At 63.1% G+C, this 22,825-nt stretch carries 22 protein-coding genes; 11 read left to right on the forward strand and 11 right to left on the reverse strand.

Annotated features, from left to right (window positions below):
- Window positions 1–46: 46 nt before the first annotated feature.
- On the reverse strand, window positions 47–847 hold the full coding sequence (locus ACSQ3S_RS06120) for a fused MFS/spermidine synthase (protein ID WP_436141865.1): 801 nt from the start codon (window positions 845–847) through the stop codon (window positions 47–49).
- 803 nt (window positions 848–1,650) lie between these two features.
- Between ACSQ3S_RS06120 and ACSQ3S_RS06125 the strand changes: the two genes are divergently transcribed.
- From ACSQ3S_RS06125 to ACSQ3S_RS06140, 4 genes are all read left to right on the forward strand, one after another.
- Window positions 1,651–2,496 (forward strand): transferase spermidine synthase, encoded by an 846-nt coding sequence (locus ACSQ3S_RS06125; RefSeq protein ID WP_353399475.1) that lies wholly within the window; start codon window positions 1,651–1,653, stop codon window positions 2,494–2,496.
- 163 nt (window positions 2,497–2,659) lie between these two features.
- The gene (locus ACSQ3S_RS06130) at window positions 2,660–2,860 is read left to right on the forward strand and encodes a CopG family transcriptional regulator (protein WP_353399478.1); all 201 of its coding nucleotides are present in this window, start codon (window positions 2,660–2,662) and stop codon (window positions 2,858–2,860) included.
- Between the two features lie 69 nt (window positions 2,861–2,929).
- Window positions 2,930–3,121 carry a ribbon-helix-helix protein, CopG family gene (locus ACSQ3S_RS06135; RefSeq protein ID WP_353399481.1) on the forward strand — a complete coding sequence of 64 codons (192 nt, stop codon included), beginning with the start codon at window positions 2,930–2,932 and terminating at the stop codon, window positions 3,119–3,121.
- Between the two features lie 110 nt (window positions 3,122–3,231).
- Complete coding sequence (locus tag ACSQ3S_RS06140; RefSeq protein WP_436141866.1) at window positions 3,232–3,585, forward strand: YkgJ family cysteine cluster protein; 354 nt, start codon at window positions 3,232–3,234, stop codon at window positions 3,583–3,585.
- A gap of 21 nt (window positions 3,586–3,606) precedes the next feature.
- Here ACSQ3S_RS06140 and rpsK read toward each other — a convergent pair whose 3' ends face one another.
- Window positions 3,607–4,011 (reverse strand): 30S ribosomal protein S11, encoded by a 405-nt coding sequence (gene rpsK, locus ACSQ3S_RS06145; protein WP_353399487.1) that lies wholly within the window; start codon window positions 4,009–4,011, stop codon window positions 3,607–3,609.
- 196 nt (window positions 4,012–4,207) lie between these two features.
- Between rpsK and ACSQ3S_RS06150 the strand changes: the two genes are divergently transcribed.
- Window positions 4,208–4,969 carry a ThuA domain-containing protein gene (locus ACSQ3S_RS06150; RefSeq protein WP_436141867.1) on the forward strand — a complete coding sequence of 254 codons (762 nt, stop codon included), beginning with the start codon at window positions 4,208–4,210 and terminating at the stop codon, window positions 4,967–4,969.
- Between the two features lie 12 nt (window positions 4,970–4,981).
- On the opposite strand, the gene ACSQ3S_RS06155 is transcribed toward ACSQ3S_RS06150, so the two are convergent.
- The 5 genes from ACSQ3S_RS06155 to ACSQ3S_RS06175 form a co-directional block, all read right to left on the reverse strand.
- Complete coding sequence (locus ACSQ3S_RS06155) at window positions 4,982–6,127, reverse strand: OmpA family protein (protein ID WP_436141868.1); 1,146 nt, start codon at window positions 6,125–6,127, stop codon at window positions 4,982–4,984.
- 24 nt (window positions 6,128–6,151) lie between these two features.
- Window positions 6,152–7,927, reverse strand: a complete 1,776-nt coding sequence (locus ACSQ3S_RS06160) for an Ig-like domain-containing protein (protein ID WP_436141869.1) — start codon at window positions 7,925–7,927, stop codon at window positions 6,152–6,154.
- Window positions 7,928–8,134: 207 nt separating this feature from the next.
- The gene (locus ACSQ3S_RS06165; protein WP_176654777.1) at window positions 8,135–8,575 is read right to left on the reverse strand and encodes a DUF2147 domain-containing protein; all 441 of its coding nucleotides are present in this window, start codon (window positions 8,573–8,575) and stop codon (window positions 8,135–8,137) included.
- Between the two features lie 79 nt (window positions 8,576–8,654).
- The gene (locus ACSQ3S_RS06170; RefSeq protein WP_436141870.1) at window positions 8,655–9,437 is read right to left on the reverse strand and encodes a DUF2334 domain-containing protein; all 783 of its coding nucleotides are present in this window, start codon (window positions 9,435–9,437) and stop codon (window positions 8,655–8,657) included.
- Window positions 9,424–10,548 carry a glycosyltransferase gene (locus ACSQ3S_RS06175; RefSeq protein WP_436141871.1) on the reverse strand — a complete coding sequence of 375 codons (1,125 nt, stop codon included), beginning with the start codon at window positions 10,546–10,548 and terminating at the stop codon, window positions 9,424–9,426. Before ACSQ3S_RS06175 ends, ACSQ3S_RS06170 begins: the two co-directional genes overlap by 14 nt.
- Window positions 10,549–10,707: 159 nt before the next feature.
- Here ACSQ3S_RS06175 and ACSQ3S_RS06180 point away from each other — a divergent pair, with 159 nt between their 5' ends.
- Together ACSQ3S_RS06180 and ACSQ3S_RS06185 are read left to right on the forward strand one after the other, a co-directional pair.
- The gene (locus tag ACSQ3S_RS06180) at window positions 10,708–11,334 is read left to right on the forward strand and encodes a helix-turn-helix transcriptional regulator (protein ID WP_176654775.1); all 627 of its coding nucleotides are present in this window, start codon (window positions 10,708–10,710) and stop codon (window positions 11,332–11,334) included.
- Window positions 11,335–11,352: 18 nt separating this feature from the next.
- A complete protein-coding gene (locus ACSQ3S_RS06185; RefSeq protein ID WP_436141872.1) occupies window positions 11,353–12,321 on the forward strand; it encodes a threo-3-hydroxy-L-aspartate ammonia-lyase in 969 nt (322 codons plus the stop codon).
- On the opposite strand, the gene ACSQ3S_RS06190 is transcribed toward ACSQ3S_RS06185, so the two are convergent.
- The gene (locus tag ACSQ3S_RS06190) at window positions 12,322–13,926 is read right to left on the reverse strand and encodes a phytoene desaturase family protein (RefSeq protein WP_436141873.1); all 1,605 of its coding nucleotides are present in this window, start codon (window positions 13,924–13,926) and stop codon (window positions 12,322–12,324) included.
- 123 nt (window positions 13,927–14,049) lie between these two features.
- Here ACSQ3S_RS06190 and ACSQ3S_RS06195 point away from each other — a divergent pair, with 123 nt between their 5' ends.
- On the forward strand, window positions 14,050–14,475 hold the full coding sequence (locus ACSQ3S_RS06195) for an Lrp/AsnC family transcriptional regulator (protein ID WP_176654772.1): 426 nt from the start codon (window positions 14,050–14,052) through the stop codon (window positions 14,473–14,475).
- Between the two features lie 56 nt (window positions 14,476–14,531).
- On the opposite strand, the gene ACSQ3S_RS06200 is transcribed toward ACSQ3S_RS06195, so the two are convergent.
- On the reverse strand, window positions 14,532–17,327 hold the full coding sequence (locus ACSQ3S_RS06200; protein ID WP_436141874.1) for a valine--tRNA ligase: 2,796 nt from the start codon (window positions 17,325–17,327) through the stop codon (window positions 14,532–14,534).
- A 199-nt stretch (window positions 17,328–17,526) separates the two neighbouring features.
- Between ACSQ3S_RS06200 and ACSQ3S_RS06205 the strand changes: the two genes are divergently transcribed.
- The gene (locus ACSQ3S_RS06205; RefSeq protein ID WP_436141875.1) at window positions 17,527–19,071 is read left to right on the forward strand and encodes a M20/M25/M40 family metallo-hydrolase; all 1,545 of its coding nucleotides are present in this window, start codon (window positions 17,527–17,529) and stop codon (window positions 19,069–19,071) included.
- A gap of 77 nt (window positions 19,072–19,148) precedes the next feature.
- Window positions 19,149–19,964, forward strand: coding sequence for a crotonase/enoyl-CoA hydratase family protein (locus tag ACSQ3S_RS06210; protein WP_436141876.1), 816 nt, complete (start codon window positions 19,149–19,151; stop codon window positions 19,962–19,964).
- Here the strand turns inward: ACSQ3S_RS06210 and ACSQ3S_RS06215 are convergent.
- Entirely contained in the window at window positions 19,950–20,543 is a 594-nt protein-coding gene (locus ACSQ3S_RS06215; RefSeq protein WP_436141877.1) for a TetR/AcrR family transcriptional regulator, read from the reverse strand. The two genes, ACSQ3S_RS06210 and ACSQ3S_RS06215, sit on opposite strands and share 15 nt — an antisense overlap.
- Window positions 20,544–20,648: 105 nt before the next feature.
- On the opposite strand from ACSQ3S_RS06215, the gene ACSQ3S_RS06220 reads away from it, so the two are divergent.
- Window positions 20,649–21,545 carry a sterol desaturase family protein gene (locus ACSQ3S_RS06220; RefSeq protein ID WP_436141878.1) on the forward strand — a complete coding sequence of 299 codons (897 nt, stop codon included), beginning with the start codon at window positions 20,649–20,651 and terminating at the stop codon, window positions 21,543–21,545.
- A gap of 29 nt (window positions 21,546–21,574) precedes the next feature.
- Here the strand turns inward: ACSQ3S_RS06220 and ACSQ3S_RS06225 are convergent, their stop codons facing one another.
- Window positions 21,575–22,798 (reverse strand): DUF4382 domain-containing protein, encoded by a 1,224-nt coding sequence (locus ACSQ3S_RS06225; RefSeq protein WP_436141879.1) that lies wholly within the window; start codon window positions 22,796–22,798, stop codon window positions 21,575–21,577.
- Window positions 22,799–22,825: the final 27 nt, after the last annotated feature.

The raw sequence follows: 22,825 nt of genomic DNA on the forward strand, positions 1-22,825 counted from the left end.
ATCTCGATGGCCGCAAGATGTAGAGGCGCGTAATTTTCAATCCAAGCTACCCAACCAAAATATTTTTTCGGCGGACATTGATTGCCTTCTGTGCAGCCAGGATGCGTTGAGCCGTCGCACGTAGTATTACCGGGTGCAACATCGTCAACCGCATCATTCGTCTTTGCAGTATTTCCCTGTCCAGATTCATCGCGTCGCCTTTGGCCGCGAAGGCGATCATATTTAAGGAGTCCAGCGCATTGATCATAATGACCGAACCACCAAAACTATTCCGCATGCGATTTATATAAATATTTGTCTGCCACAAATCGCCGCCAAGCAGATTGACCACCATCACGCCATTTGGGGTCAAAGCCTTATAGCAGTCCTGATAAAATTGTTGGCTACATAGTTGGGGCGGTTGGCCGTTGTTATCAAAGCCATCAACTAGCAATACATCAAATTCTGCGTCCGCGTGTCGGACGAATTCTGCGCCATCCATGCAAGCCACATTAAATCGCTCATCATCTTCCGGGACGAAGAATTGGTCGCGCAAATCAATCACCTGTCGGTCAATCTCCGCGACCGCAATGGCGGACTCGGGGAGATGGCGATAGCAAAATTTTGCCAAAGAACCTCCGCCCAAGCCTATCATGCCGATTTTATTTGGATTTCGTTTAAATAAAAGAAAGCCCATCATGGATTGTGTGTAAGCCAAAACCAGATCATCCGGTTCGTCCAGATTCATTTCGCTCTGAATTGAAAAAGCGTCGAACATCAGCGCCAGTGAACTTTGTTTCTTGTGAAGAATTGGTTTATCGGAGAGCGAGAGAAGAAGTAAATCCGATAGTTTCCCCAAAAGCATCATCACGCAGTCATGGCGGGGCGGAAGTTTTTCGGTGAGCAAAGTGGAGGTAATATAAAATCCCAAACTTCGTATTAAACGTGGCGAGGGGGAAACTAAAAGAGACCGAACCACAAATCTCTTGAGAATGGCGTTGACCTGTAACTCAAAAAAAGGCGATGAACAGGATTGTCGCGTTTGTCGGTATAACATTTTTCAAGACGTGGTTAATTTTTACGGTCGCTGTCAATGGGAATTGATACTGTGCGTGTTTCGATTTTCCAGTCAATGCGCCAAGCTTGGCATTCATAAACTGGCACTGCGGTCAATGAATGCATGTGTCTGGAATCAGCTGATTGAACCGACGATTTTGCATCGGCGTTCTTCGCAGAGATATTCACAACTCGTCTTTAGCATTCGCTTGCCGTACTCCCTGACGGTAAGGGGCCTGACTTGCCAAACGCTCTCCGTCTCCCGGTACCTGAGGCATTGGGCACTGCTGGGAGCTGTGGGGCAGTTTTCAGTTATTTTCATTTTTATCTAAACGTTTTTTATGCTGCATTGATGTCAAAACTGGGCTACCGGTCCTGACGACCCAGCTTTCTGACCGGTTGTCTGCGCGGCGCGGGAGAGAGACGGCTCGTTGGTATACATTACCATAGCATGATAATGTATGTATCATTAAAGTGGTGTAAAATGATGCTTTTCTGCGTATGCTCCCCGGCCTGGCAGGTGGCGGGCACGTCAGGGTTTGGATGGCAGACATTTCCGTCCGGTAAGGCGTCGCAGGTGGACTGCAGAGGATTTCTCGTGGTGGCTGGAAGCAAATGTTGAACTTGGACGATGATTACGCGATGCATTCCCATCGTTTTGCGGACCGGCTGGCCTACAGTCAAGGCAAGCCCTTCGCGTTCGATCATGGCGGCATGCGTACGCTGCATTTCGACGGGCGCTATATTCAAAGCGCCATGTGCATTGCCGCACCTGATGAATTGTTGTTGAGCTATACGCGGGCCATGATGGCTTTTTTGCTGACGAAACCGGCACCCCGCCATATTTTAATGATAGGTTTGGGCGGCGGCTCGTTGGCCAAGTTCTGCTATCGCCACTTATATGCGACGCGCATAACCGTGCTGGAATTGGATCAGCACGTCATTGCGCTCAGGCGGCAATTCATGCTGCCTGAGGATGATGAACGCTTCCAAATCATTCATGCCGATGCCGAGGACTATCTGTTCGGCATGCAACATACTGTCGATGTCATTTTGCATGATGGTTTCGTGGCGGATGGCCTGGCGCCCAAACTCAGCACCGAAATTTTCTATCGACGCTGCAGCGAGGTGCTGGACCTGGATGGCGTCCTTGTGTCGAATGTATTTGGTACGACTGATGATTTAATGCCTGTGATGACGCGCTTGCGGAAAGTCTTTGGGCCGAGGTTGTGGTGGGGCGATCCGTCCGGGTGCATCAATCGCATCATCCTTGCAACGAAAGATGTGGGCCAGATGACGCATCGCCCGACGCTGGTAAAGCGTGCTGAACAACTTGACCTCCGGCATGGCCTCGCGTTAGGAGACTTTGTCGACAGGCTGAAAACCGCTCACGACAAGAGTGACGCGGAATTTGATGCGATCGCCGACTATGATGTTGGCGCGGCCTTTATGCCCTATTGATCGACTGGGCATTCGATGTTCAAGGATTGTTCAGGGCCTGGATTTCAGGCTGCCGGTGTTGCCCGGGCAAGGCCCTTGCCGCCATCATTCGAATGGGCATTTGGGGGAATGCAATGCTAATTCAATTATAATGTCGGCATTTTCAGCAGCTTAGGACATGATCATGGAAAGCAAAACGGCGCGGATGACCGTGCTGGTCGACCCGGTGAAGAAACAAGCGTTTGAACGGCTGTGCGCGAGTCAGGATTTGACACCTTCACAAGTATTGCGCCAGCTTATGCGGGACTATATGGAGAGTTTTGGTATCGACTATAGTACCAAAAGTCGAATTGGCAAGAAGCAAGTCGAAGAAGAAGCATCATAGTTTTTCAGCGTTTTCAGGGAATTCAATTATAATCAAATTATAATTGACTACTCATTCTCATCTAGACCAATGGAAACCAAATCTGCCCGCATGACTATTTTGCTCGACCCTGCCAAGAAGAAGGCATTTGAGGAGTTGTGCGCGGCCCAGGATCTGACGCCGTCCCAGGTCCTGCGTCGACTGATGCGCGAGTACCTTGAACAGCATGACGTTCATTACAGTACGAAAAATACACTCGGATTGCCACCGCAAAAAAAATAAATCCTTGATGCCGGCGCTGCCGGACCGGGATTCACCCCGGACTCCGCGATCGGCGCAGGCGGATTGCCTTGCCGAGCCAGGCGTCGATCTTCGTTGAAACGGTCTAGGGTATGGGTGGACATAGTCAGAAAATCAAATTCTTCCGCAGCAGGATACCGGAGTTCGAGTGCGTTCCGGGCTGCCATGATTGCTGCGGGCCTGTACGCATTTCCACCGTGGAGATCGCCAGGCTGCCGGTAAAGAGCGCGGCGGAGCATGAAGCCGCGCTCGCCGCTTGGAGTTGCCCCTATCTCGGCAGTGGAGGATGTGAGGTGTATGCCGAGCGTCCCTTGATTTGCCGTTTGTTCGGTACCACGCCGCAACTCATGTGTCCCAACCACAGGCGGCCGACGGAAATGATTTCCCCTGCAATCGAGCAAGAAATATTTACGTATTTCAGGGAAGTACGTCACGTGCTGCTTTGACGGCAAACGCTTTAACGATATCTAGATGCGACGGCGTTTTGGCGGGCGGCAGCCATTATGCGGCATGGGGGTTACATCCTGGACCTCGAGGATCCTTATGCCGAGGCTGTTCAAAGCGCGTACCGCCGACTCACGACCAGGTCCCGGACCTTGGATGCGCACTTGCAGACTGTGAACGCCAAACTCCACAGCAAGTTTTCCGGCGGCGTCGGCAGCAACCTGTGCTGCGAACGCGGTCGATTTACGCGACCCCTTGAATCCGGCGCTGCCGGAGGTTGCCCAGGAAAGCGCATTCCCTTGCAGATCCGTAATCGTGATGATCGTATTGTTGAACGATGCGTGGACGTGCGCGATCGCGGAGCTGACGTTCCTGCTGACCTTTTTTCGCATGCGTGCCGATGTTGCCTTATTGGCTGACTTTGCCATATTTCTCCTATTTGAGCGTGCATTTTATCACTCTCGCATGTAACTCATATGATAATCACCTTATCATATTGTGTGAGCTAAACGTAATGCAGCTGCCGACCGGCGCCGATGTGGCGGACCGGGAAGTCGTGGATAGTGCTTTACAACTGCCATGCGCCATGAGATGTTAGCGCTATCTTTTTTTATGAGGACTGCCATGAGGAAAATAGTGATGGCGCTGTGCGCCGGGCTGCTGCTTGCCCCTTCGGTTCATGCGGACAACCAGTACAAGCTGCTGGTGCTGGCGATGCCGGGCAAGTATCACTACGAGTACATCCCGATCGCGCGCGACAGCCTGGAGACGCTGGCCAAGCTGCATGCCTTCGAGCTGACCTACACCAACAAGCCGGAAGTGTTCGACGGCGACTTGAGTCAGTACGCCGCCATCATGTTCCTCAATACGCCGGGCGAGGAACTGAGCGAGCCGCGCCGCAAGAAATTCGAGGACTACATGCGCAACGGCGGCAACGCCATGCTGGTGCACCGCGCGCTGATCATTCCGCCCAATACCTGGCCATGGTTTGAAAAACTGATCGGCCGCCGCGTCGGCAACCACCCGATGCTGCAGACCGGCGTGGCCGAGGTGGTAGACAGGAAATTCCCGGCGACCTACGGCTTGCCGTCGCGCTGGGTCTGGAGCGATGAATGGTATGTGTTCGACAATCCGTGTGACATCAAGATCCATCCCGTGCTGAATGTCGACGAAAGCACCTACGATCCGACCAAGATCTGGCCGGGCCAGGTGACGCACGGCATGGGCAAGGATCACCCTGTGGCGTGGTACCACACATACGAAAAGGGCCGCGTGTTCATCACTTCGTTGGGACACAACGGAGAGATGTACCGCGACCCGCAATACCTGGGACACCTGATGGGCGGCATCTACTGGACCGCCACAGGCAAGGGCATCCAGCAGTAGCCGCCTTCCGGCTTATTTTTTGACCGTGCGCGTGCCGACCACCTCGACCGTCACGCGGCGGTTTTTGGCGCGGCCTTCAGCCGTCTTGTTGTCGGCCATCGGCTGGGTCTCGCCCTTGCCTTCGGTGTAGATGCGCGCGGCGTCCATGCCTTTGGACACCAGATAAGCCTTGACCGCTTCGGCGCGGCGCAGCGACAGTTTCTGGTTGTAGTCGTCCGAGCCCACCGAGTCGGTATGGCCGACGGTGACCATCACTTCGGTGTTCATGCCTTGCAGCTTGAGCAGCAGATCGTCCAGCGCGGCCTTGCCGTCCTGCTTGACGACCGACTTGTCGAAATCAAACAACGCTTCGGCGGCGAACGAGACTTTTTCCGATGTCGGCTCCGGTGCTTTTGGCGGCGGCGGAGGCGGGGCCGGCGCTACCACCGGCGGCGGCGCTGGTTCCGCAGCCGGCGGCGGCACATAGGCCGGCGCGCTGTGCGCAGGTCGGCCCAGCTTGTAGACCAGGCTGACCGACAGCAGGTCGACGTCGCCGCGATTGCCGACGGCGTCGTTGACGCGATAACGTTCCATCTCGCCGCGCACGGCCAGGGCTTCGCTCAGCTTGTACTCCAGGCCCAGGCCGGCCTTGGCGTTGAGCTTGCGCTCGCTATGATCGGGACCGGTCACCGCCATCAGGCGGTTGCCGGTGAAGTGGGTGCTGGTCTTGGCGTAGTTCATGCCGACCCGGCCCAGCAGCGACAGCCGTTCGGTGAACGGAAACTGTCCCAGCAAGTCCAGGTTGGCGCCCTTGAAGCCGGCCTCGCCGTTGAACACGCCGTTGCCGGACGTGGTCGAGTTGAAGCTGAATTTGCCCAGGTCGAAGTAGCCCAGTTCCAGCGCCAGGTAGCGGTTCAGCTGCTTGCCGACGAACAGCTTGTAGCCTGTGTCGCGCTCATCCTTGCTGAACGCCGTGACCGTGGCGCCGTTGGCTTTCAGGCTGTCCGTCAGGCGCTGCTCGTCGATGGTGGCGCGCGAGCGGCCGACGCCCGCGCCCAGGTACCAGGCGCTGTTGGCCCATTCCGGATTGATAAAGGGCTCTTCCGCTTGCGCGAGCTGGATGGTGAGCATGGCGCAGGCGAGCGCGCTCAGGGTTCCGATTTTTTTGGCGATGGTCATGATGATGTCCCGATAGATGAGCGTTTATTTGGCGATCTGGTTGTTGCGCAGCGTGACGGCGGCGGCGGTCAGCACACGGCCGTTGAGCAGCGTGGTGTTGTCGCCCACCGTGATCGCAGCCGACTGGCCGAGGATCGTGCCTTTGAAGACGCCATTGGCGCCCAGGGTGGTCGGACCAACCGGCACCCAGCTCACATCGCCTGCGGTGGCGCCGTTGCTCAGGGCGACGATCGCGTTGGCGGTCGAGTTGAGCGTCAGCGCAGTGCGGAAGATGTAGACGCCGGGACCGTTCAGCGTCAGCGTGCCGGTGATGTTGATGGCGCCGGCGTAGCAGTAGACGCCAGGTGCCAGGGTCAGGCCGCCGAGGTCGATGTCGCCGGCAAAGCTGACGTCGCAGGTACGGCCGTTTGCGTTGCTGATGGCGGTTTGCAGATCGGCCATGGCGCCGGACAGGATGGCGCCGGACTTGTAGTTGGTGTAGCCGGCGGCCAGCGTCGGGTCGGTGGTTTGCGACGGCGCGCCGACGTTGCCGGTAATCAGCGTGGTGCCGCCGGAGTTGTTGGTCAGCGAGGTGCCTGCCAGTACGGCGAAATTGGCGGCGCTACCCAGCGGTACCGACAGCGAGACTGGCGGCGTTGGAGGCGCGACGGCGGCAACGGTCAGCGCGGCGCTGCCCGATTTGGTGCCGACAGTGGCGGTGATGGTGGCGGTGCCGACAGCGACGCCGGTGGCGACGCCGGTGGAGGCCACGGTGCCGATCAGCGGGCTGTTCGAAGTCCATGCGGCGCCGCTGGTGACAAACGCGGTGGTGTTATCCGAATAGGTCGCGGTGGCGACGAATTGCTGCTGGCCGCCGGCCACGACGGTGGAGGTCAGTGGCGTAACGGCGATGCTGGACAGCGTCACGGCAGGCACGGTGACGGTGGTGGCCGCGTTCTTGCCGTTGATGGTGGCGGTGATGACCGAGCTGCCCGATGCGGCGCCGGTGACCAGGCCGCCGGTGCTGACGGTGGCGCTGCCAGGCGTTGCCGATGCGAAGCTCGAGCTGGCGGTCAGGTCCTGCGTGGACGCATCCGAATAGGTGCCGATGACGGCCAACTGGCGCGTGGCGCCGATCTGCACGCTAGGGTTTTGCGGTGTCACGGCGATGCTGGTCAGCGCTACGCCAGGCACGGTGATGGTGGTGGCCGCGCTCTTGCCGCCGCTGGTGGCGGTGACCACCGAGGTGCCGAGGGCGGCGCCGGTGACCAGGCCGCCGTTGCTGACGGTGGCGCTGGTTGGCGTTGCCGACACGAAGGTCGAGCTGCCGGTCAGGTCCTTGGTGGTGGCGTCGGAATAGGTGCCGAGGACGGTCAGTTGACGGCTGGCGGCAATCTGCACGGTCGGGTTTTGCGGCGCGACGGTGACGGACACCAGCACGGCCGGCGTGACGGTCAGCGTGGCCGACGCGGTCTTGCCGCCGTAGGCTGCGCTGATGATGGCGGTGCCGGGGCTGACGCTGGTGGCCAGTCCGGTAGCGCCGCCGATGGTGGCGACGGCCGGCGTGGCCGAGGTCCAGGTGGCGGTTACCGGCTGTGTGGAGCCGTCGCTCAAGGTTGCGCTGGCGCTGAACTGCTGGGTGGTGCCGAGGGCGATGCTAGGGGCCAAGGGCGTGACGGCCAGCGAAACCAGCGTCGCGCCGGGCACGCCGAGGATAGGATCGCGCCCCTGGTCGCCGCCGCCGCAGCCTGCCAGCAAGGTGGCGGCGAGGAAGCCGACGGAATAGAACAGTGTCTTGGTGTATCTCTGCAGGACATTCATGATGTTTCCTTTTGTACTGAAATCAGTGGACCAACTAGCCGCCTTCGCTGTTGGCGAAAGGCAAGTGGTTCACGATGTCATGCCCGCCGGCGCCGGTATGTGCGCTTGCGCGCATAGCGCTTTAAGGCTAGGAAACTTTGTGGAAAATAAACATCAGAGGAGTTCGGCGCCGCGCAGAACGCGCGGCGCAGGAGAGTGGGGGGCGGCTTATTCCTGGCGCAGCCACACTTGCGAGCGGCCCAGCATCGGCACGCCGATGTAGCCGCGCACGCTGAGTTTCTTGCCGCCGTCGGTCAGGTGCATCTTGCTGCGGTAGACCTTGCCGTTGTCGGGGTCGAGGATTTCGCCGCCGGCGTATTCGTCGCCATCCTTCTTCAGGCCGTTCATGATGACCATGCCGACGATGGGCTGGTTCTTGCGCGCGTCGTCACACTTCTCGCACTTGGGATTCTGGTCTTCGCCGGGGGCGCGGAACAGCTGTTCGATCTTGCCTTGCAGAACGCCGTTGCCTTCGGTGATGCGGATCAGCGCCTTCGGCTTGCCGCTGACGTCGTCGATGTTTTTCCACAGGCCGACAGGCGAGCTGTCGTCGGCAAAGGCCGGGGCGATGGATAGTGCCGCAGTGATGATCAGTGCGAGGAATTTCATGAGGGGTCTCCGGGTTTGTTTTTGGTTTGGACTTTCATTATACGAACTGGCGGACGCGTGAGCGCAGCCGCCTGATCGATTAGAGTCCGCCGTCGAAAATGGCCTGGTTGGCGAAGTCTGCCTTGGTCAGCGGCTCGTGAGTTGCCAGCAGCGAGGCCATCGTGCGCTGCATGTGGCGCAGCAGCGCCGGATGGTGGGCGTCGCGCGGGTGCAGGCTGAACCGCACCAGCTGCGCCGGCGCCTGACGCGTCGCTGCCGACACCGCGATGCGCGACAGGAGCCGGCCGGCGGCGTTGCGGGTCGAGTACATCAGGCTGGTCGCGGGCAGCGCCAGCGGCCGCGCGCGCAGCAGATGAAAATGCCGCAGCGTGGTGGTGTAGAGCAAGCCGCTGTCGCGCAGCGCGGCCCAGGCGCCGTCGCTCAGCAGCCAGGCCGGCGCCACGAAGCCATGCAGCGGCCAGCGGCGCCGGGAAAAATAGGCCATGCCCAGCGCCAGCCGGCGCTGTGCCTGCTGCGTGCTCAGCGCCGCGAACTCGCCTTCGCCTTGCGTGAACAGGCGCCGCCAATACGCCTCGGACAGGTTGCGCGGCGGCGAGCCCCGGTCCAGGTGGGTGTACCCATGCAGCGCCAGTTCATGGCCCTGCGCCAGCACCTGCTCGATGGCCGTCTCGTATTCCCGCGCGCCGCACAGCGGGTCGCTGCGCCGGCCGTGATAGCACGGCACCACCAGCCAGGTCAATGGAATATCCGCCACCGCGCGCAACGCCTGCCACAGGCGCAGGCAGTCCGGCCACGTGGCTGGCGCCACGTCATGGATCGACACGCACAACGCGCGCCGGATGGGCTGCTCAGCGGCCGACACTGGCGCTGCCCGGCCCGCGCAGGGCATGGTAGTGGTCCAGCAGATGCGGCAGCACCCGGTTCCAGTCGTAGTGCGTGCACGCCGTGCGGCGGGCGCGCTCGCCCATGCAGGCCAGGTCCCCGGCGTACAGCGCGGCGATGCCTTCCGCCAGACTGCTCGCGCTGTTCGGCTTGACCACCACGCCGGTGCCGGGAGCGACCAGTTCCCCGATGCCGCCGGCGCTGGTGACCACGGCCGGCAGGCCGCAGGCCATCGCCTCGAGCACGATCAGGCCGAAGGTCTCGCTGTCGCCGGCGTGCACCAGCGCGTCGCAGCCTGCCAGCAGCCGCGCCAGCGCCCGCGGGTTGGTCTGGAACGGCAGCACCGACACCGGCCCGCTGCGGCGCGGCGCGCGTCCGCCGACCATCAGCAAATGGTAGGGCGCGCCGAGTCGCCTGACGGCGGCATCCAGCAGGTCGAGCTTTTTGGTACTGTTGAAGCGGCCGGCGTACACCAGCAGCCGGGCCGACGCCGGCAACCCGAGGTCGGCGCGCAGGTTGCCGTGCGCGCGTTGCGGATGGAAGATCACGGTGTCGATGCCCAGCGGCTGCTGGTGCGCATGCAGGCCGAGCGTGGCCAGGCGCCGCACCATGGCCGCGCTGGGTGCCAGCAGCAGGTCGCAATGGCGGTACAGCCGGCGCACGTATTGCTGCGCCATCCGCCCGGCGGCGCTGCCGAAGCGCTTGCGCACCAGTTGCGGCAGGTCCGAATGATAGAAGCCGACCAGCGGCACGCCGAGCCGCCGCGCCGCTTGCACCGCGGCCCAGCCGCAGGGACCTGCGTCGCCGGTTTCGATCAGGTCCGGCTGCAGCCGCAGCAACACCCGCGTGACCGCTTCCGCCGAGCGCGGCATGCGGTAGCCGTGCAAGCCGGGCAGCGCGATGCCGGGAAGCGCCACCGTGTGCGGCGGGCCGGCCTGGGCGACCGCGCCGGCGTGTGGCGGCAGGTTGGGGCTGGCAATGGTATGGCGCATGTCCGCCCGGCCCGCCAGCCAGCGCGCCTTGGCGTCGAGGTAGGTGGTGATGCCGCCGCCGCCACCGCCATAGAACATCGTCACGTCGACCACATGCATATCTGCCTCGGATAGAGTCGTGCTGAGAGGATGATATGTCAGCAAACGCCTGGCGGCGCAGCGGCACGCGGCCAAAAGCGGCGCTCCTACAGCATGCGGCGCCGCCATCCTACATCGCCGAAATTACACTTATTGTCTAAAATAAGATAATATGTGCAAATGAAAAAGACAGCCGAACAGAAAAATCTGCTGGAACAGATGAAGCAGGTCGCCGATGGACTGGGCCAGACGCTGGCGCCGTTCTGCGAAGTGGTGCTGCACGACCTGCTCGATCCCAAGCACACGATACTGGCGATCCACAACAATATGTCCGGGCGCAGCATCGGCGCGCCGGCCACCAAGCTGGGGCTGGCGCGCATCGCCGATCCCGAATTCGCACAGGTGATCGCCAACTATCCGAACACCTTTCCCGACGGCCGGCTGGCGAAAAGCACGTCGGTCGGCATCAAGGACAGCGAGGGCCGCTACATCGCCGCGCTGTGCATGAATGTGGACCTGACCGTGTTCCGCAGCCTGAACACCTTGCTGACGCAATTCAGCAGCGTCAACGCGGAAGCGGCCGTCAGCGAGACGATGGAGCCGACCGGCGCCGATGCCATCCGCATCCGCATCGACCAGTTCGCGGCGCGCCTGGGCTCGACGCCGCGCGCGCTGAAGGCCGACGAGCGCAAGGCCCTGATGCGCGAACTGAAAGACGCCGGCCTGAGCGACGTGCGGCGCGCGATGGAGATCGTGGCCGCCTACCTCAACGTATCCCGCGCGACCGTCTACAACGACGCGCGCTAATTCATCCATAGGAGCATCATGAGCGAACTGAAACTGCCAACTTACGCCGATGTGGTCGCCGCGTCGGAACGCATCGCCGGCCACGCGCACCGCACGCCGGTGGCCACCTCGCGCACCGCCAACGAGGAACTGGGCGCCGAAGTGTTCTTCAAGTGCGAGAACCTGCAGCGCATGGGCGCGTTCAAATTCCGCGGCGGCTACAACGCGCTGGCGAAGTTCGACGCGGCGCAGCGCAAGGCCGGCGTGGTGGCCTTCTCGTCGGGCAATCACGCGCAGGCGATCGCGCTGTCGGCCAGGCTGATGGGCATTCCGGCCACCATCGTCATGCCGCTCGATGCGCCGGCGTCGAAGATCGCCGCCACGCGCGGCTATGGCGCGCAAGTGGTGACCTACGACCGCTACACCGAGGACCGCGAACAGATCGGCCGCGACCTGGCGCAGAAGCATGGCCTGACCCTGATCCCGCCGTACGACCATCCGGACGTGATCGCGGGGCAGGGCACGGCGGCCAAGGAATTGCTGGAGGAAGTCGGGCACCTGGATGCGCTGTTCGTTTGCCTGGGCGGTGGCGGCCTGCTGAGCGGCTCGGCGTTGGCGACGCGGGCGATTTCGCCGTCGACCAAAATCTATGGCGTGGAGCCGGAAGCGGGCAACGACGGCCAGCAGTCGTTCCGCAGCGGCCGCATCGTGCATATCGACACGCCGAAGACCATCGCGGACGGCGCGCAGACTCAGCACCTGGGCAACCTGACCTTCCCGATCATCCAGCGCGACGTGGACGATATCCTGACGGTGAGCGACGAGCAGTTGCGCGCCGAGATGCGCTTCTTCGCGGCGCGCATGAAGATGGTGGTGGAGCCGACCGGTTGCCTGGGCTTCGCCGCCGCGCGGGCGATGAAGGACAAGTTGCAAGGCAAGCGGATCGGCGTGATCATCAGCGGCGGCAACGTCGACATCGAACGCTACGCCGCGCTGCTGGCAGAATAATCACGCATACTTCTTCAACTTGAAGTCGCGCAGCACTTCGTGCGCGGCGTTGTGCCCCGGCGCTCCGGTCACGCCGCCGCCGGGATGGGTGCCGGCGCCGCAGGTGTACAGTCCGGCGATCGGGCCGCGATAGTCCGCATGGCCCAGCATCGGTCGCGCAGAGAACAGCTGGTCCAGTCCCAGTGCGCCGTGGAAGATGTCGCCGCCGACCAGCCCGAAGGTGCGCTCCAGGTCGAGCGGGCTCATGATCTGCCGGCCCAGCACCGAGCCCTTGAAATTGGGGGCGTAGGCGTTGACGGTGTCTATCATCAGGTCGGCGACGGTGTCGCGATGCTCGTCCCAGCTGGCGCCGTCGGGCAACTGCGGCGCGACGTGCTGGCAGAACAGGCTGGCGACATGTTGGCCGGACGGCGCCAGCGTGGGGTCCAGCGTGGAAGGAATCAGCACTTCGACGATCGGCTTGCGCGCCCAGCCGAGCGCGCGGGCGTCATGGTAGGCGCGCTCCATGTAGCCGAGGCTGGGCGCGATGATGATGCCGCTGCCGTGATGCTCGGCCATCGTCTTGCCGGGCAGGCAGCTGAAGTCCGGCAGCTCCGACAGCGCGACGTTCATGCGGAAGGTGCCCGAGCCGCAGCGCCAGCCCTCCATGCGGCGCAGGAAATCGCCGGGCAGGGCGGCCGCGTCGACCAGCGTCGTGTACAGCAGGCGCGGATTAAGGTTGGACACCACCACCCGCGCATCGAGCCGCTCGCCTTTCGAGGTGACGACGCCGACCGCGCTGCCCTTATCCAGCAGCACCTCCCGCACGCCGCAGCCGGCGCGGATCTCGACCCCGAGCGCCTCGGTCGACCTGGCCATCGCCTGCGTGATGGCGCCCATGCCGCCGATGGCATGGCCCCAGGCGCCTTTTTTCCCGTTCACCTCGCCGAACACATGATGCAGCAGCACATAGGCGGAGCCCGGCGTGTACGGACTGGCGTAGTTGCCGACGATGCTGTCGAAGCCGTAGGCGGCCTTGATCGGCGCGCTTTCGAACCAGCCGTCCAGGTAGTCGCCGGCCGATTTGGTGAACAGGTCGAGCAGTTCGCGCTGGGTGGCGAGCGGCAGCTTGCGCATGCGGTTGCCCAGGCTGCCGGCCTTGATCAGTTCGGGCAGGGCGCTGAGCCAGTTGCCCTGGACCAGGTTGGGCGGCGTCTGCAGCACCGTGTCGCGCAGCAGTTCGGCCGCGGCCTCCAGATGTTCGCCATACGCTTGCAGGCGGTCGGCGTCGCGTCGGGAGAATTTCGCCACTTCGGCGGCGGTCTTGCCGGGGCCGATCTTCAGGTAGCGGCCGTCATCCAGCGGAAGGAAGTTCGATAGCGGGCGCTCGACGACCTGCAATCCGTGCCTGGCAAGTTCCATGTCGTGGATCACCTTGGGATTGAGCAGCGACACCGTGTACGCGGCCACCGAATTGCGAAATCCCGGGTGGAATTCCTCGGTCACCGCCGCGCCGCCGACCACGGGGCGCCGCTCCAGCACGGTGACCTTCAGGCCGGCTTTTGCCAGATAGTGAGCACATACAAGGCCGTTGTGGCCGCCGCCGATAATGATCACGTCGCGCATCAAATCTCTCCAAAAACACAGGGATTCCATTGTGCGGACGGCGTCGGCAAATTGCATTGCACAGGCCGACGAATTGCATGAAAATACTGAGCAAAATGACGAAGGTATCGGCAAAAGGAAAAAATGGACGACATCGATCAGCAACTGCTGGCCCTATTGCGCGAAAACGCGCGCGCCGCGACGACCGAGCTGGCACGCAAGCTGGGGCTGTCGCGCACGACGGTGCAAAGCCGCATCGACCGCCTGCAGCGTTCAGGTGTTGTGATCGGTTATACGGTGCGCACCAGCGCGGACTATCGCGCGGGACTGGTACGCGCGCTGGTGATGATCACGGCCATGCCGAAACTGACGCCCGGCATAGAAAGCGCGCTGCGCCGGATTGCCCATGTGCGCACGCTGCATTCGGTGAATGGGATCTACGATTTCATCGCCGGCGTTGAAGCCGGTTCGGTGGAGGAGCTGGATGGCGTGGTCGACCGGATCGGTGCGCTGGATGGGGTGGAGCGGACCACGACGTCGATCCTGATGACGACCCGTATCGACCGCTAGCCAAAAAAAAGCCGCGCGGCTTGCGCCGGGCGGCTTTTGCTTTGCAGCGGAACTTGTCAGGCGGCTGGCAGCTTGGCGAACTGCTCGCGCATCTTGTCCAGCGTGGCGGAGAAGTTGGCAACGCGTTCCTTCTCTTGCGCCACCACTTCGGCTGGCGCGCGGGCGACGAAGCTTTCGTTCGACAGCTTGCCGTTGGCCTTGTTGATCTCGCCTTCGACGCGGGCGATCTCCTTGGCAAGGCGCTCGCGCTCGGCCTTGACGTCGATCTCCACCTTCAGCATCAGCTTGGTCGTGCCGACGATGGACACGGCGGCCGGCGATTCCGGCAGCGCGTCGACGATCTGCACCTCGGCCAGCTTGCCCAGCGACTGGATGTACGGCGCGAACAATTCCATCGCCGCCTTGTCGGCCGCATTGCCCGGCTCGACGATCAGCGGCACGCGCAGCGACGGCGCCAGCTGCATTTCGCCACGCAGGTTGCGGGTGGCGTCGGTCAGCGACTTCAGCTGCTGCATCCAGGCTTCGGCCGATTCATTGATGTTGGCGGTGTTGGCGATCGGGTACGGCTGCATCATGATCGAGTCGCCCGTCTTGCCGGCCAGCGGCGCGACGGCTTGCCACAGCGCCTCGGTGACGAACGGAATGACCGGATGCGCCAGGCGCAGCACCACTTCCAGCACGCGCAGCAAGGTGTGGCGGGTGGCGCGTTGCTGGCCTTCGGTGCCGCTCTGTACCTGCACCTTGGCCACTTCCAGGTACCAGTCGCAGTACTCGTCCCAGACGAATTTGTAGATGGTCGAGGCGATGTTGTCGAAGCGGTAGTCCTCGAAGCCCTTGGCCACGTCCAGCTCGGCCTTCTGCAGCAGCGAGATGATCCACTTGTCGGCGTTCGACAGGTCCGCCTCATTCGCGGAGCAATCCTTGCCTTCGGTGTTCATCAGCACGAAGCGGGTGGCGTTCCACAGCTTGTTGCAGAAGTTGCGATAGCCTTCGGCGCGGCCCAGGTCGAAGTTGATGTTGCGGCCCAGCGAGGCGTACGAGGCCATCGTGAAGCGCACCGCGTCGGTACCGTAGGCGGCGATGCCTTCCGGGAATTCCTTGCGCGTGGCCTTGGCGATCTTCTCGGCCGCTTTCGGATTCATCAGGCCGGTGGTGCGTTTTTCCACCAGCGCGTCGATGCCGATGCCGTCGATCAGGTCGATCGGGTCCAGCGTGTTGCCCTTGGACTTGGACATCTTCTGGCCCTGCGAGTCGCGCACCAGGCCGTGCACGTACACGGTCTTGAACGGCACCTGGCCGGTGAAGTGCGCGGTCATCATGACCATGCGCGCCACCCAGAAGAAGATGATGTCGAAGCCGGTCACCAGCACCGACGATGGCAGGAAGGCCTTGATGTCGGGCGTTTCTTCCGGCCAGCCCAGGGTCGAGAACGGCACCAGCGCGGACGAGAACCAGGTGTCGAGCACGTCGTTGTCGCGGCGCAGCGGGCCGGTGCTGCCCTTGGCGGCCGCTTGCGCGATCGCTTCGGCTTCGGTCTTGGCGACGAAGATGTTGCCGGCGTCGTCGTACCATGCCGGGATCTGGTGGCCCCACCACAGCTGGCGCGAGATGCACCAGTCCTGGATGTTGTTGAGCCACTGGTTGTAGGTGGTGCTCCAGTTTTCCGGCACGAACTTGATCTCGCCGCTGGCGACCTTGTCCAGCGCGGTCTCGGCGATCGACTTGCCCGGGAAGAAAGTGCCTTCCGGCGCCGGCTTGCTCATGGCGACGAACCACTGGTCGGTCAGCATCGGCTCGATGACCACGCCCGTGCGGTCGCCGCGCGGCACCATCAGCTTGTGCGGCTTGACCTGTTCCAGCAGGCCTTGCGCTTCCAGGTCGGCGACGATCTGCTTGCGCGCAACGAAGCGGTCCATGCCACGGTAGGCTGCCGGCGCGTCGTCGGCGATCTTGGCGTCCAGGGTCAGGATAGACGGCATCGCCAGGTTGTGGCGCTGGCCGACGGCGTAGTCGTTGAAGTCGTGCGCAGGGGTGATCTTGACGCAGCCGGTGCCGAACTCCTTGTCGACATACGAGTCGGCGATGATCGGGATTTCGCGGTCCGACAGCGGCAGCTTCAGCATCTTGCCGACCAGCGACAGGTAGCGCTCGTCGGTGGGATCGACCGCCACGGCGACGTCGCCCAGCATCGTCTCGGGACGGGTGGTGGCCACGGTCAGCGAACCGCTGCCGTCGGCCAGCGGGTACTTGATGTACCACATCGAGCCGTCTTCCTCTTCCGACACCACTTCCAGGTCGGAGACGGCGGTGCCCAGCACCGGGTCCCAGTTGACCAGGCGCTTGCCGCGGTAGATCAGGCCCTGCTCGTGCAGGCGGACGAAGACGTCGGTGACGACTTTCGAGCGCGGCTCGTCCATCGTGAAGTATTCGCGCTTCCAGTCCGGCGAGGCGCCCAGGCGGCGCATCTGGCCGGTGATGGTGGAGCCGGATTTCTCTTTCCACTCCCAGACTTTTTCCACGAACTTCTCGCGGCCCAGGTCGTGGCGCGAGATTTTCTGCGCGTCCAGCTGGCGCTCGACGACGATCTGCGTGGCGATGCCGGCGTGGTCGGTGCCCGGGATCCAGGCGGTGTTATGCCCCAGCATGCGATGGTAGCGGGTCAGGCCGTCCATGATGGTCTGGTTGAATGCATGGCCCATGTGCAGGGTGCCGGTCACGTTCGGCGGCGGCAGCTGGATGCTGAAAGAAGGTTTGCCGGCGTCGAGGGTGGCGGTGTAGTAACCGCGCTGTTCCCACTCGGTACGCCAGAATTGTTCAATGTCGGCAGGCTCGAAAGACTTGGCTAATTCCATGATTTGGCTGATTTATTTTAGAAATGCGTTTGCGAAAACAGCCATTATAGATGACGCGGCAAGCCATGCGCGCATCGGCGTTTGTTAAACTCCGGACATTTCCCGTCACATTGTCGAATTTTGCAAGATTTTTGACTCGTGGCCGCCAAAAGCATACCGTTTCCGATCCCAATAATTTTTTGATAACACGGAGACGGAAATGACCACACGACTCATTGCTGTGCTGATCGCAGGCTTATTCGCCGGCGCATCGGCTTCCGCGCTGGCCCAGTCCAACAAGGTCTGGATCAGCGTCGGCGACGCCGCGTATGCGCAATTGCAGAAGGCGGCGCCGCAGGCGGTGGCCCGCGAAAGCCGCGCCACCCTGGCCGGACAGGAGAAAATCCATCTGGTCGAAGTCGACGAGCGGCAGATGCTGGCGCTGTCGGCCGCCGTGCACCGCGAACTGCACCGCTGCGGCGGCTTCATGTTCCACGCCAGCGAGGCGGCCGGCATCGCCGCGCTGACGCCGTCCAAGACCCGCACCACGCTGGCGGGCCTGGCCGCGGCGCGGCCGTCGTATGCGATCGACCAGCAAAGCGTGGTCAATCCCATGCTGGCCCAGATGCAAGCAAGCAACATCGGCCAGACCATCATCGACATGTCGTCCTACGCCAACCGCTACTACACGACCAACAACGGCGTCAACGCGTCGAACTGGCTCAAGCAGCGCTGGACCACGATGGCGGCCGGCCGCAGCGACATCGCCGTGACCCAGTACACCCACTCGGCCTACCCGCAAAAGTCGGTGATCCTGACCATCACCGGCACCGACAACCCGAACGAAGTGGTGGTGCTGGGCGGCCACCTCGATTCGATCAACCAGGCCGGCACCAGCGAGACCACGAAGGCGCCCGGCGCCGACGACGACGCCTCCGGCATCGCCAGCATGACCGAGATGCTGCGGGTGATGATCGCCAGCGGCTACAAGCCACGCCGCACCATCAAGATGATCGGCTACGCCGCCGAGGAAGTCGGCCTGCGCGGCTCGCAGGACATCGCCCAGAACCACAAGGCCAACAACGTCAACGTGGTCGGCGTGATGCAGCTCGACATGACCAACTACAAGGGCTCGGTCAACGACATCTACCTGTACACCGACTACACCGACAACGCGCAGAACACCTTCGTCGCCAACCTGATCACGACCTACCTGCCGACGCTGAAGATCGGCTACGACAAGTGCGGCTACGCCTGTTCCGACCATGCGTCGTGGACCTCGGCCGGCTACTGGTCGTCGATGCCGTTCGAGGCGGCGATGGGCGAGGACGATCCCTACATCCATACCGCCAACGACACCTACGCCAACAGCGGCAACCAGGCCGACCACGCGCTCAAGTTCGCGCGCATGGCGCTGGCCTACGCGGTGGAGCTGGGCAGCGACGGCGCCGGCGTGACGCCGCCGGCCGAGCGCACCGAGACCTTCACCGGCAGCCTGGCCAAGGGCCAGACCCGCGCCTACGGTCCTTACCTGGTGGCCGCCGGCGGCAGCTTCAAGGCGGCGCTCAGCGGCACCGGCGACACCGACCTGTACGTGCGCAAGGCCGGCGCGGCGACCACCAGCAGCTACGATTGCAAGTCCGACGGTCCGAGCAGCACCGAGAGCTGCACCGTGTCGTACGCCGCCAACGGCAACGCCTATGTGCTGCTGAACGGCTATGCGGCGTCGAGCTACACGCTGACCTTGACCTACCTCCCGCAATAGGGGCGACGGCGGCCGGCGATGCTGTGCCGGCCGCCGCATCTGGAGTATGCTTTCGCCATCATTCAAAGGAGACAGCAATGCCCAGTTTTGAAACCGTGACCGTCGGCGTCGAAGACCATATCGCCACCGTGCGCCTGAACCGCCCGGAGAAGATGAACGCGATGAACCTGGCGATGTGGAACGATATCCGCAGCGCCTTCCAGTACATCGATGCGACGCCGGAGATCCGAGTGGCGATTCTGGAAGGAGAGGGCAAGGGCTTCACCGCCGGCATCGACCTGCAGATGATGATGGGCCTGGGCGCGCAGATCCGCGACGACTGCGACGGCCGCACGCGCGAGAACCTGCGCCGCGTGATCCTCGACCTGCAGGATACGCTGACCAGCCTGGAGCGCTGCCGCAAGCCGGTGCTGGCGGCCGTGCACGGCGCCTGCGTCGGCGGCGGCATCGACCTGATCTGCTGCGCCGACATGCGCTACTGCTCGGCCGATGCCTGGTTCACCATCAAGGAAATCGACATCGGCATGACGGCCGACATCGGCACGCTGCAGCGCCTGCCCAAGCTGATCGGCGACGGCATGGCGCGCGAGCTGGCCTACACGGCGCGCAAGGTCGATGCCGCCGAGGCGAAGGACATCCGCCTGGTCAACCGTGTGTTCGACTCGCCGGAAGCCTTGCGCGACGGCGTGCGCGCCATCGCCGCCGACATTGCCGCCAAGGCGCCGCTGGCCATCCGCGGCGTGAAGGAAATGATCACCTACGCCCGCGACCACACGGTGGCCGATGGCCTGAACTACAACGCCACCTGGAACGCGGCCATGCTGATGTCGGCCGACCTGCAGGAGGCCATGATGTCCGGCATGAGCAAGCGCCCGCCTTCATTCAAGGATTGAACCCGCGGCTGCGCCCCCCAGCGCGGCCAGGGCCAGTTCGTCGAGCTCGCGCCGCATGTCGTCGATCGACGGCGGCTCGGGCGCGTCCACCCACCACGCCATCGCCTCGACGATGCCGCCAGCCACGAACATGGCCACCCATGGATGCGCGGCGGCCGGGTGCCGTCGCCGTTTGAGTTCGATCACCACCAGCTGGAACACCATGTGCCGGAAGCGGCGCGCCACGCCGTGCCCGCTGCGGCGCCCGATGGCGGCCCTGAACACGTCGCGCTGTTGTGCCATGTGGCTCAGCAGGCCGGCCAGAAAGTGGCAGCCGGCATGTTCCGTGTCCGCCCCCTGCGCGGCGATCATGTCGCGCAACTCGTTCAGGCCTTCGGACAGCAGGTCCTCCTTGCTCTGATAGTGCACGTAGAAGGTCGAGCGGCCCACGTTGGCATGGTCGCAAATCTCCTGAATGGTCAGCTCGTCCCAGCCACGCAGAGCCATCAAGTCCAGCATCGCGTCGCGCAGTGCTGCCTTGGTTTTGAGGACGCGACGGTCCGGTGCTGGTGTGCTGTCGGTCATGGCGTTCCTGGACATAAAGCGGGTGGATGTCTGCTAACGGACACCGCCCCGGCCTTCGCGCTGTCGCGGCGAAGAACCGTGGGCGATCATGAACACGTGTCCATTCCAGGAGTGTAGTCCATGTCCGATCCCCTTGTGCCCGTGCGGCCTTTCGCCGCGTCCCGCCCGAACTGGCGGTGCTATCTGTTTTATCCGCTCGCCCTGGCCGCCACGCTGGTTTTCATCCACGCCGCGGTCGGCGGCCGGCTCGGGCCGCTTGGCCAAGCCTATCCGGTTTATCTGCTGACCCTGATCGCCACCATGGTGGCCCTGGAGCGACTCGCGCCGATGCGCAGCGAGTGGAACATGACCCGGGCATCGTTCCTGCGGCGCGATTTGCCGATGCTGGTCGTCAACGGCGCGACGATTGCCGCGACCACGCAGGCCGTGACCTGGCTGGCCGGTCGTCACGCGGGGCTACCGCTTCATCACAGCGCGCTGCCCTGGCAGGTGGAAGCGGTCTGCGCGGTGCTGATGTCGGATTTTCTCTGGTACTGGCTGCATCGCTACAGCCATGAAGGGCGGGGCTGGCTGGGCCGCTGGCTGTGGAAGACCCATGCGATCCACCATCTGCCTGGCGAGGTGTACGTGTTCATGCATGTGGTGGGTCATCCCATCAACAGCGCCTACGTCCGCGTTCTGCTGATGCTACCGGCCATCCTGTTCGGCTTTTCGCCGGCGGCCGTGTTCGCCGCCTCGGCGTTCAATGGCTTCCAGGGGCTGGTGTCGCACTTCAACGTCGATGCCAGGGCGGGATGGTTCAACCGCTTGTTGATCGGCACCGAGCTGCACCGTTTTCATCACGGCGCCAACCTGGATGAGGCAGGGAACTATGGCGCCACCGTCTCGATCTGGGACCAGCTGTTCGGCACCTTCCGCTTGCCGGGCGCGGCGCCGGAGCGGCTGGGCGTGGCGGACCGCGAGCAATATCCCGGCGACCGCCAATTGATCAGGTTGCTGGGCTTGCCCTTCCGGTAGAAGGGCAAGCCCGGTTCGCCTCCCGGCGCTTATGGCTTCAGGCTGAAGTTGACGTTGCTTTGATTGAGCAGCGAGATGTCGACCAGCGGCAGGCTGGCCGTGGTGTAGCCCTCGGCGGAGGCCTCGACCATGTATTTGCCCGCGCCCGGCAGTACGGTGGCGGCGCTGGCGAATTGCAGCGGCAGCGTGGCGCTGTACACCGCGTACTGCGGCGCGCCGACCGGCAGGCCGCTCAGCGTGTAGCTGCCGCTGGCCAGGTCGGCGCCCTGGTATTTGATCGTGACCGTCGGCCCGGCCACGAAGCTCTGCTTGGCGGCGACGTAGGCGGTGGCGGTGCTGCTGGCCGGCGTCAGCGTGACGGTGCCGCCGATGCTGCCGGTGGCGGTGGCCGGCAGCGTGATCGGCGCGGCGGCGGTGCTGATGGCGACCGTGGCCGAGGTGCTGGTCACCGGCACTGTGCCGACCACGGCGGCGGCGCGGCTGTCGGCCGTGACCACCACGTCGTAATTGCCCAGCGGCAGGCGGCTGAGCGCGAACTCGCCGGTGGTGGGATTGGGCGTGGTGGCGCTGACGATGGCGCCGCTCTGCTGCGCCGACACCATCACGTGGCTGGCCAGCAGCGCGGTCGAGACGAAGCCGCCGATGCCGTTCAGCGTGGTCGGGATCACCTTCACCACCGGTTTCAGCGCGTACTTGCCGTTGCCCTTGGTGACGATGGATTTGCAGGCGTCGAAGTCCAGCACCAGGTCGACGCGCTGGCCTGCGGCGACATCGAAGGCGTTGATCAGCTTGATGCCGCTTTGCACCGCGCTCGGCGTATCCAGCGATTGCTCGGTGGTGCTGCCGCTGACGACGACTGAGTTGGCCAGTCCGTTGCTCGTGTTCGGGTCGAGCACCAGCCGCAGCTGCGTGTAGTGGCCGGCGGTCAGCGCGGTTTGTCCCAGCGCCTCCAGCGTGCCGTTGGTCAGGGTCAGCAGGTTGATCTTGCGGGCCGGGTTCAGTGTGATGTCGGTCCAGCCGGCATCGGTGTCGCTGGCCGAGCTGCTCTGGTTGACGCGTACCTTGTTGACCGTGACGTTGATGGCATCGAAGCCGCAAGACGGCGCGTCCGTCATCGACACGGCCAGCGTGCCCATGGTGACTGGGGGGGCGGTATCGCCGCTGCTGCCGCCACCGCCGCCGCAGGCACTCAGGCCGGACAGGGACACGGCCGCGGCGGCGGCAAGATAGATGGATGGGCGTGCTGGTTTCATGATGGGTCTCCCGATAATCGCGCGTCT

The organism is Duganella sp. LjRoot269 (genome assembly GCF_964254095.1).
GTDB classification, from domain to species: domain Bacteria; phylum Pseudomonadota; class Gammaproteobacteria; order Burkholderiales; family Burkholderiaceae_D; genus Rugamonas; species Rugamonas hordei.